This window comes from Clostridium arbusti SL206 (genome assembly GCF_000246895.1).
Taxonomy (GTDB): Bacteria; Bacillota; Clostridia; order Clostridiales; family Clostridiaceae; genus Clostridium_I; species Clostridium_I arbusti.
The window spans coordinates 1-8,240 of the sequence record NZ_BAEV01000137.1; the positions used below are offsets into that span (position 1 = coordinate 1).

General features: G+C 29.5%; 6 protein-coding genes. 1 reads left to right on the forward strand and 5 read right to left on the reverse strand.

From position 1 onward, the window contains the following. Window positions 1-63 precede the first annotated feature (63 nt). Window positions 64-1,677 carry a phosphoenolpyruvate--protein phosphotransferase gene (gene ptsP / locus RH99_RS16855; protein ID WP_010241005.1) on the reverse strand — a complete coding sequence of 538 codons (1,614 nt, stop codon included), beginning with the start codon at window positions 1,675-1,677 and terminating at the stop codon, window positions 64-66. Window positions 1,678-1,977: 300 nt separating this feature from the next. Between ptsP and RH99_RS16860 the strand changes: the two genes are divergently transcribed. Continuing rightward, on the forward strand, window positions 1,978-3,987 hold the full coding sequence (locus tag RH99_RS16860; protein WP_010241006.1) for a sigma 54-interacting transcriptional regulator: 2,010 nt from the start codon (window positions 1,978-1,980) through the stop codon (window positions 3,985-3,987). A gap of 132 nt (window positions 3,988-4,119) precedes the next feature. Here RH99_RS16860 and RH99_RS16865 read toward each other — a convergent pair whose 3' ends face one another. The 4 genes from RH99_RS16865 to RH99_RS16880 all read right to left on the reverse strand — a co-directional run bounded on the left by RH99_RS16865 (window position 4,120) and on the right by RH99_RS16880 (window position 7,857). After that, complete coding sequence (locus tag RH99_RS16865; protein WP_010241009.1) at window positions 4,120-5,496, reverse strand: PTS fructose transporter subunit IIC; 1,377 nt, start codon at window positions 5,494-5,496, stop codon at window positions 4,120-4,122. Window positions 5,497-5,532: 36 nt separating this feature from the next. After that, a complete protein-coding gene (locus RH99_RS16870; protein WP_010241012.1) occupies window positions 5,533-5,976 on the reverse strand; it encodes a PTS sugar transporter subunit IIA in 444 nt (147 codons plus the stop codon). A 304-nt stretch (window positions 5,977-6,280) separates the two neighbouring features. After that, window positions 6,281-7,039 carry a DeoR/GlpR family DNA-binding transcription regulator gene (locus tag RH99_RS16875; RefSeq protein ID WP_010241014.1) on the reverse strand — a complete coding sequence of 253 codons (759 nt, stop codon included), beginning with the start codon at window positions 7,037-7,039 and terminating at the stop codon, window positions 6,281-6,283. A gap of 95 nt (window positions 7,040-7,134) precedes the next feature. Further along, window positions 7,135-7,857: a tetratricopeptide repeat protein gene (locus RH99_RS16880; protein ID WP_010241017.1), complete on the reverse strand. Its 723-nt coding sequence runs from the start codon at window positions 7,855-7,857 to the stop codon at window positions 7,135-7,137. Window positions 7,858-8,240: the final 383 nt, after the last annotated feature.

The window sequence follows — 8,240 nt, forward strand, 5'->3', positions numbered from 1 at the left end:
ACACGTAGTATGTTATTTTTTATAATATATAAATTTAAAAACTAGAATTTTACAACTATAATATTAATTATTCATTATATATTTCTTTGCACTCAATATTGAAGATGCACTCATTGAGAATTCATCTAATCCATATTGTGTAAGTGTTGGTATAGCTTTTTCATCTCCAGCCATTTCACCACACATTCCACACCATTTACCTTCTTTATGAGCTGCTTCTATTGTCATTTTTATAAGTCTAAGAACTGCTGGGTGCATTGGATTATATAAATATGATACATTTTCATTCATTCTATCTGCTGCTAATGTATACTGAATTAAATCATTAGTTCCAATACTAAAGAAGTCTACATACTTAGCAAGTTCATCTGCCATTACTGCTGCTGCTGGTATCTCTACCATTATTCCTGTTTCCAAGTCAGCATTGAATTCTTTTCCTTCAGTTTTAAGTTCTTCCATACATTCTCCTAAAACTTCTTTTGCTGCTAAGAATTCTTCTAATGAAGAAATCATTGGGAACATTATTTTTAAATTACCAAAAGCTGAAGCTCTAAGTAATGCTCTTAATTGAACCTTGAATATATCTTTTCTACCAAGACATAATCTTATAGCCCTATATCCAAGAAAGGGATTCATTTCTTCAGGTAATGGTAAATACGGAAGTTTCTTATCTCCACCTATATCAAGTGTTCTTATAACTACTGGTCTACCATCCATTCTTTCTACAACATGCTTATAGGATTCAAATTGTTCTTCTTCTGTTGGCATTGAATCTCTATCCATGTATAAGAACTCTGTTCTGAATAAACCTATACCGTCTCCTCCATTAGCTAAAACTGCTTCAACATCGTGAGCTTTTCCTATATTTCCACAAACCTCAACACGTTTTCCTGCTTTAGTTTTAGTCTCTACACTTATAAGTTTTTTAAGTTCTTCTCTTTCCTCTTCAAATTTAGCTTTTCTTTCAGTATATATCTTCAATGTAGCTTCATCTGGATTTAGTATTACTTCTCCTTCTATTCCATCTACAATAACTAAGTCTCCATTTTTAACAGTATCTGTTATATTATTAAGACCAACTACTGCTGGTATTTCAAGAGTTCTAGCCATTATAGCACTATGAGAAGTTCTTCCTCCAATATTAGTTAAAAATCCAATAACTTTAGATTTATCAAGTTGAGCTGTATCAGACGGTGTTAAATCATGAGCAACTATTACAGTATTTTCTTGGAGATTATCCTCTGAACTTATCGTACCTGCAAGATTCCCAATTAATCTTTTTCCCACGTCTTTAACATCTGCTGCTCTCTCTCTCATGTATTCATCTTCAATTGCAGCAAAAATACCCATATACATTTCTACTACATCAGAAACAGCCTTTTCTGCGTTTATTGAATCTGATGATATCTTGTCTTCAACAGCTCCAGTAAATTCTGGATCATCTAAAAGCATGATGTGACTTTCAAAAACTGCCGCCTTGTCTGCACCTAATTCTTTTTCTGCTTTTTCTTTTATTTTTTGTAACTGAGCTCTTGAATTTTCAATGGCAGTACTTAATCTTGACTTTTCAGACTCTATATCATCTACTTTTTTATCAGTAATCTCAACTTCATTATTAGTTTTTATTACAACATTACCTATGGCATATCCTTTTGAAGCAGCAATCCCTTTTCTCATTTTTATTCCTCCTAAATTCCAACACTAATTTTTTATATGAATATATTAAAGCAATAATGGTGCCAACTCTTATTAAAAATCTTAATCCTTTATATATCATAGTTTTCTAAATAAAAAGAGTTTTTATGTATGCCATATATTGATATTTTTTATCAACATATTTCTACATTTTTTATGAAACTTTTTGAAATAGTCTACTAGATTTATTGAAAAATAAGGTGTACAATTTAATTGATAAAAAGTATCAACGATTTTCTTATTTATGCTATTTTTTATCAATAACATCCAAGGGAGGTTATTATGTTTAAAAATTGTATCGTAATAAATTCAAAAAATGGCATTCATACAAGAATTGCTGCTATGATAGTCCATAAATCATCTGAACTTAAAAATATTTATAATATAAATCTTTATATAAAAAAAAATGATGCGGTTGAACCAATGGCAATAAGCATGCTAGCTTTGATTTCACAAAGAATACAAAACGGGGAAATAATTGAAGTATCATGCAAAGAAGATAATCACAATGGCCAAAAAGCAGTGCTTGAACTCTGTAAATTCATAACTAGTGGACTAGAACTTGATGATACTCCAATATCTAATTTAGATGCTATTATTGAGCAAAACACCATTGCAAACGAACAAATTCTTGCAAATATTCCTTTAGGTATAATTGTAATAGATGCTCATTCTTATATCATTTCCATGAATGAATATGCATTAGATATTGTTGAAAAAAATAATGATGAGGTCCTTGGTAAGTCTGTTCTAGATATTATTCCAACATCAGAACTACCATTAATTATTTCTTCTAAGAAAAAACAATTAGGTAAAACTCAACATATAAATAATAAAATTGTTATAGTAAATAGATCTCCTATAATCTCAAATGGAGAAGTAATAGGTGCTATTGGCGTTTTTCAGGATATATCCGAAGTAATAGGTATGAAGGAACTAAATGAAAAATTTAAAAAAATATTAGAAACTTCTCATGACTTAATATGTTTTGTGGATGAACATAGAAAAATAAGTTATGTAAATCCCACATATGAAACAAGCTTTAACCTAAAATCCTCAAATATACTTGGAAAAGATCTAATAGATATTTCACCTAACGGTTATAGAATGAAAGTTTTTAATACAAAAAAATCTATAGAAAATAAATTGTATAGCAAAAATGATGTTAACATTATTTCAACTGTAGAACCAATTTTTATAGATAATTATTTTAAAGGAGTTATTTCAATATCTAAAACTGTAAATGAAATAAAAGATATGGCTAGTAAATTAGAAAAATCTGAAGAAGAGTTAAACTATTATAAATCCGAACTAAAAAGACACACTATGCTAAGCAGTAACTTCAATAACATCATAGGTAATTCTACATCTTTAAAAGATGCATTAATTATAGCAGACAAGGCTTCTGCGACTACTTCCACAGTTCTAATAAGAGGTGAAAGCGGTACTGGTAAAGAATTAGTTGCCAAAGCTATTCATAATAATAGTTTAAGAAGTGATAGACCTTTTGTAAGAATAAATTGTGCTGCTATACCTGAAAATTTATTTGAAAGTGAATTATTCGGATATGAAAAGGGAGCTTTCACTGGTGCATTAAAAAATAAACCGGGTAAATTTAGCATAGCTAATGAAGGTACCATATTTTTAGATGAAATCGGCGATATGCCAAAGGCTATGCAGGTAAAACTGTTACGAGTAATTCAAGAAAGAGAATTTGAAAGTGTTGGAGGTTTACTAACTCATAAGGTAGATGTAAGAATAATAGCTGCCACTAATAGAAACCTTGAAGAAATGATAAAAACAGGTGATTTCAGAGAAGATCTTTACTATAGACTAAATGTTATAACAATTCCTCTTCCACCTCTGAAAAAGAGAAAGGAAGATATAAACCTATTAGTAGAACATTTTATTAAAAAATTAAGTTTAAAACTAAATAAACCTATCCATTCCATCGATAGCGAAAGTCTTCAGTATCTTGAAAATTATCATTGGCCTGGAAATATACGTGAACTTGAAAATATTATCGAAAGAGCAATTAATATGTGTGATAATAATATTATTATAGCAAAGGATTTACCTATGTATATAACAAACCTTGTACCTAAAAATAAAGGCCTAATTAATTTTAAAGAAAACGAGGAACTAATGAAATTAGAAGATTATGAGAGAGAAATAATAACATTGGCAATGAAAAAATATAAAAGTTATAATAAAACCGGTCAAATTCTTGGAATTACACATAGGACTGTATCTTTAAAATGCAAAAAATATGGTATAGAAATTTTAAAATAATATATACCTGAAAGATAGTATTATTAAAGTTTATTTAAGAGCTGACTTATAATTTAAAATGTATAAATTCTCTCAAGGTAAAAAAGAGAGTGATATAAAAATTACATCCTCTCTTTTTTATGTTCACTTGTATTATTCTTCAATAACATCCTTTTTAAGAATTGTAAGCATAACCGCTGTTATAATTATTCCTGCAATTATTGCTATTAAATATCCTAAAAGATTTGTAATTACGTTTGGTATAACTAATACCCACAATCCACCATGTGGTACTGAAAGTTTACAACCAAATAACATTGATAATGCTCCTGTCACTCCTGCCCCTGCCATAATTGAAGGTATAACCTTCAATGGATCTGCAGCCGCAAAAGGTATTGCTCCCTCTGTTATAAATGATGCACCCAATGCCCAGGCAGCTTTTCCAGCTTCTCTTTCTGTTTCTGTGAATTTTCTTTTAGATACTACTGTAGCAAGCGCTATTCCAAGTGGCGGTACCATACCTGCTGCCATTACCGCTGCCATGATTGGTGATCCTCCAGCAACTATTGTCCCAGTTGCAAAAACATATGCCGCTTTATTAACTGGGCCCCCCATATCAAAGGCTTGCATAAGACCAAGTACCAAACCAAGAATTGCTGCATTAGCTCCTTGTAATCCTTTTAACCATGCAAACAATCCATCATTGATTGCCTTTACTGGATTACCTAAAATATATGCCATTAATAAAGCAATAAGTGCTGTAGAAAGTACTGGTAAAATTAAAACTGGCATTAATCCATCTAGTGCTTTGGGAAGCTTAACAAATTTCTTTATAGCTAAAACTATATATCCAGCTGCGAAACCTGCTACTAAAGCACCTAAGAATCCTGCACCTATAGTACTTGCCAGAGCTCCGCCTACAAATCCAGGAACAAGACCAGGTCTATCCGCAATTGAATAAGATATATATCCTGCTAAAACTGGAATCATAAGTGCAAACGCTTGTTTACCGGTTGAGAATAGTATTTCTGCAAATGAACCAGGCACATTATAAACATAAATTCCACCAAAAGCAAAACCTAAAGCTATAAGTATACCTCCAGCAGCAACAAATGGAATCATAAACGATACACCTGTCATTAAATGTTTATAAGGACCAGATCTATTTGACTTATTCTCTTTTTTAATAGTTTTTACATCCTCCATTAGCTCTTTGTTATTTGTTATTTTTACCTCTAATGCCTTGTTTATAAGTCCTTTTGCATCTTTTATTGCTTCTTTAACAGGTACCTCTATTAGCGGCTTTCCTATAAACCTTGATTTGTCAACATTTGTATCTGCTGCTATTATAACTGCATCCGCTTCGCTTAAATCGTTTTCATTGATAACATTTTCAGCTCCTACGGATCCTTGAGTTTCAACTTTAATTTCATATCCCATTTCTTTAGCTGCTATTTGAAGTGCCTCCGCTGCCATATAAGTATGTGCAATACCAGTAGGACAAGACGTTACTGCCACTAGTTTTTTCATGATAATCCCCCTAATCTCTTATTATTACATCATAAATTATTCAAAGATTTTAATAAATTCATCAAAATTATTTACATTATATAGCTTTTCACGCACATCTGTGTGCATAAGTTTTCTTGAAATTTCACTTAATGCTCTCAAATGAACATCACTAGACTCTTCAGGCACCGCTATTAAAAAAAATAAATGTGCAGGTTTGTCATCCATTGACTGATAGTCTATTCCCATTTTACTTAATCCAAAAGTTATTGTTGCTTCTTTTACCGCAGAGCATTTTCCGTGTGGAATAGCTATACCCATACCAATTCCTGTGGAAAATTCTTTTTCTCTTTTTATTACAGCTTTTTTTAATTCTTCTTTATCTGTCACTTTACCATCTTCATATAATACTTCTATAAGCTCATCTATAACCTTCTCCTTACTATTAGCTTTAAGATTGAAATTAATTCTTTCTTTTGAAAACATATCTTTAGTTGCCATATAAAATTCCCCCTATTTAGATTTTCATTTATATACTTCTATATCGTTTTATGTTCTTATTGTAAACCTTTACTTTGAAAACGTCAATACTTTTTTGCTTTTTTATGATATTTTTGAACATATAATTAATAATAAAAACATAAATAATCATATTTCGTTGTTTGTTCATGCCCTTATGCTTTTATTAACTATATTAAGCTTAAAAAATAAAAGAACTACCTTTTCAAACAATTGTTATAATAATTTGAAAAGGTAGCCTAAATTTAAAATTTACTTTCGTCTTATAATACCATATCAATTATTTTTAACTAACTATAAATTCAATTCCCAGCCTCATAAAATCTTTAATTACTTCCTTAGGTATATCACCGCTTGTAATAATAGTTGATATAGATGTAACCGGCTCTATTACTGAAAAACATACACTTTCAAGCTTTGAACTATCTACTACAAGTATTGTTTTATTAGCTGAAGCTATCATTGCTTTTTTTGTTTGTACCTCAATTATATTAGGTGTGGTGATCCCATCTGTTAAAGATACTCCATTAGCACCAATAAAAGCTTTATCTACTCTAAAATTCCTTAACATGGCTTCACAAATAGGTCCTACCATTGCCCTCGTTGTAAATCTAAGTGTTCCTCCTGTCAAAATTAATTGTATACCTGATTTATTTGACAATTCTGATGCTATATCTATAGAATTAGTTATAACTATTATGTTTTTAGCAGTTATATTTTTAGATATTTCTAGCGTAGTGGTACCTGAATCAAGAATTATTGTATCCCCATCTTTTATCATACTGGCAGCATATTTACCTATAGAATGTTTTTCTTCATGTCCTTCATCTTTTTTATCTATAAAAGATGGTTCAAAATTAGTAATATCAATCTTTACTGCTCCACCATGTGTTTTCTTAAGTAGTTTTTTTCTATCCATTTCTTGAAGGTCTCTTCTTATTGTAGCTTCAGAAACATTAAAATGTACTGATAGCTCGTTTACTTTAACCCTTCCTTTTTCATTCAAAATCGAACTGATTTCTCTTTGTCTTTCTTCTGCAAACATATTTATCCTCTCATTTTAACAATTCTATATTTTAATAAATCCTTTTATTTTAAAATATATTGTAAACAGATTCAATACAATCTATTAGTACAATATTATTTTACTAATTCATTAAACTCTGGACTGTTTCTAACATTGGCAAAATCCTCTTCTTTCCTGGCTACATCCCTTATATTATTTTGCATATCTATGGCAATTTTTAAATTTTTAACTGTATTCTCAACATCTCCCTTTCTACCATATATAGAAGCTTTTCCATAATAACTCCATACTCTATTTTCTATCTTTAAATCTTTATCATACCAATTTAAAGCATCATCATAATGACCATACAATTCTAATGCTAAAGCTTTATTAAAGGTTCCATATCCATAATCTGGTTTGATTTGTAAAGACCTATCAATCTCTTCTATACCTTGTTTATATGTACTTGCTCCTAAATAACAAAGAGCTATTCCCTTTATAGCATGTGCTCTATAATTGTTATCATCTTGGGCTAAAACTTCATTCTCCTTATCTATAGCATCCGAATACTTCTTAGCTCCAAAATCATTATACCCCTGCTCACATAAATCATTCAATTGTTTTTGTTTTTCTTCTTCTTTTTGTTTTTCTTCATTTTCTTTAGAATCTTTTAAGGACTTATTTTCATCCACTTTACTTGATTTTATATTACTAGCATTGTGTTGTTTACTATTATAATTAAGTTTGTCACTTTGCCAGTTAAGTTTAGCATTATAGAACACTATTATGATACCTATTATACAAAACGCACCTAGCACTATTACCTTAATTTTAAATGGTATCTTCTTATACATAATTTCCTCCACACCTATTCAATATAATTATAAATATTATTTATAGTACATTTATAATTATATATTTTATTGAAATAATTTTATACAAATTATTATTAAAATTTTTTATTTTTCAATTTATACATATTTTTTATTTTCTTATGAGTAATAATACTATTACTTATAATTTTATTTGTAGTTTATGTAAAAATATGCATATATATGTACTATTTTGTATATCACTATATGTTGTAATAATTTTTAAATAATATTACAATATATAGTATAAAGTAGTTTATATGCAGAAGGATAAATATCAATTTTTAAAGTAGGAAGTGATACATTAATATCCGTGTATATTCTCTAAAAATCACTTAATTTTACATGAAATATATACTACGTGT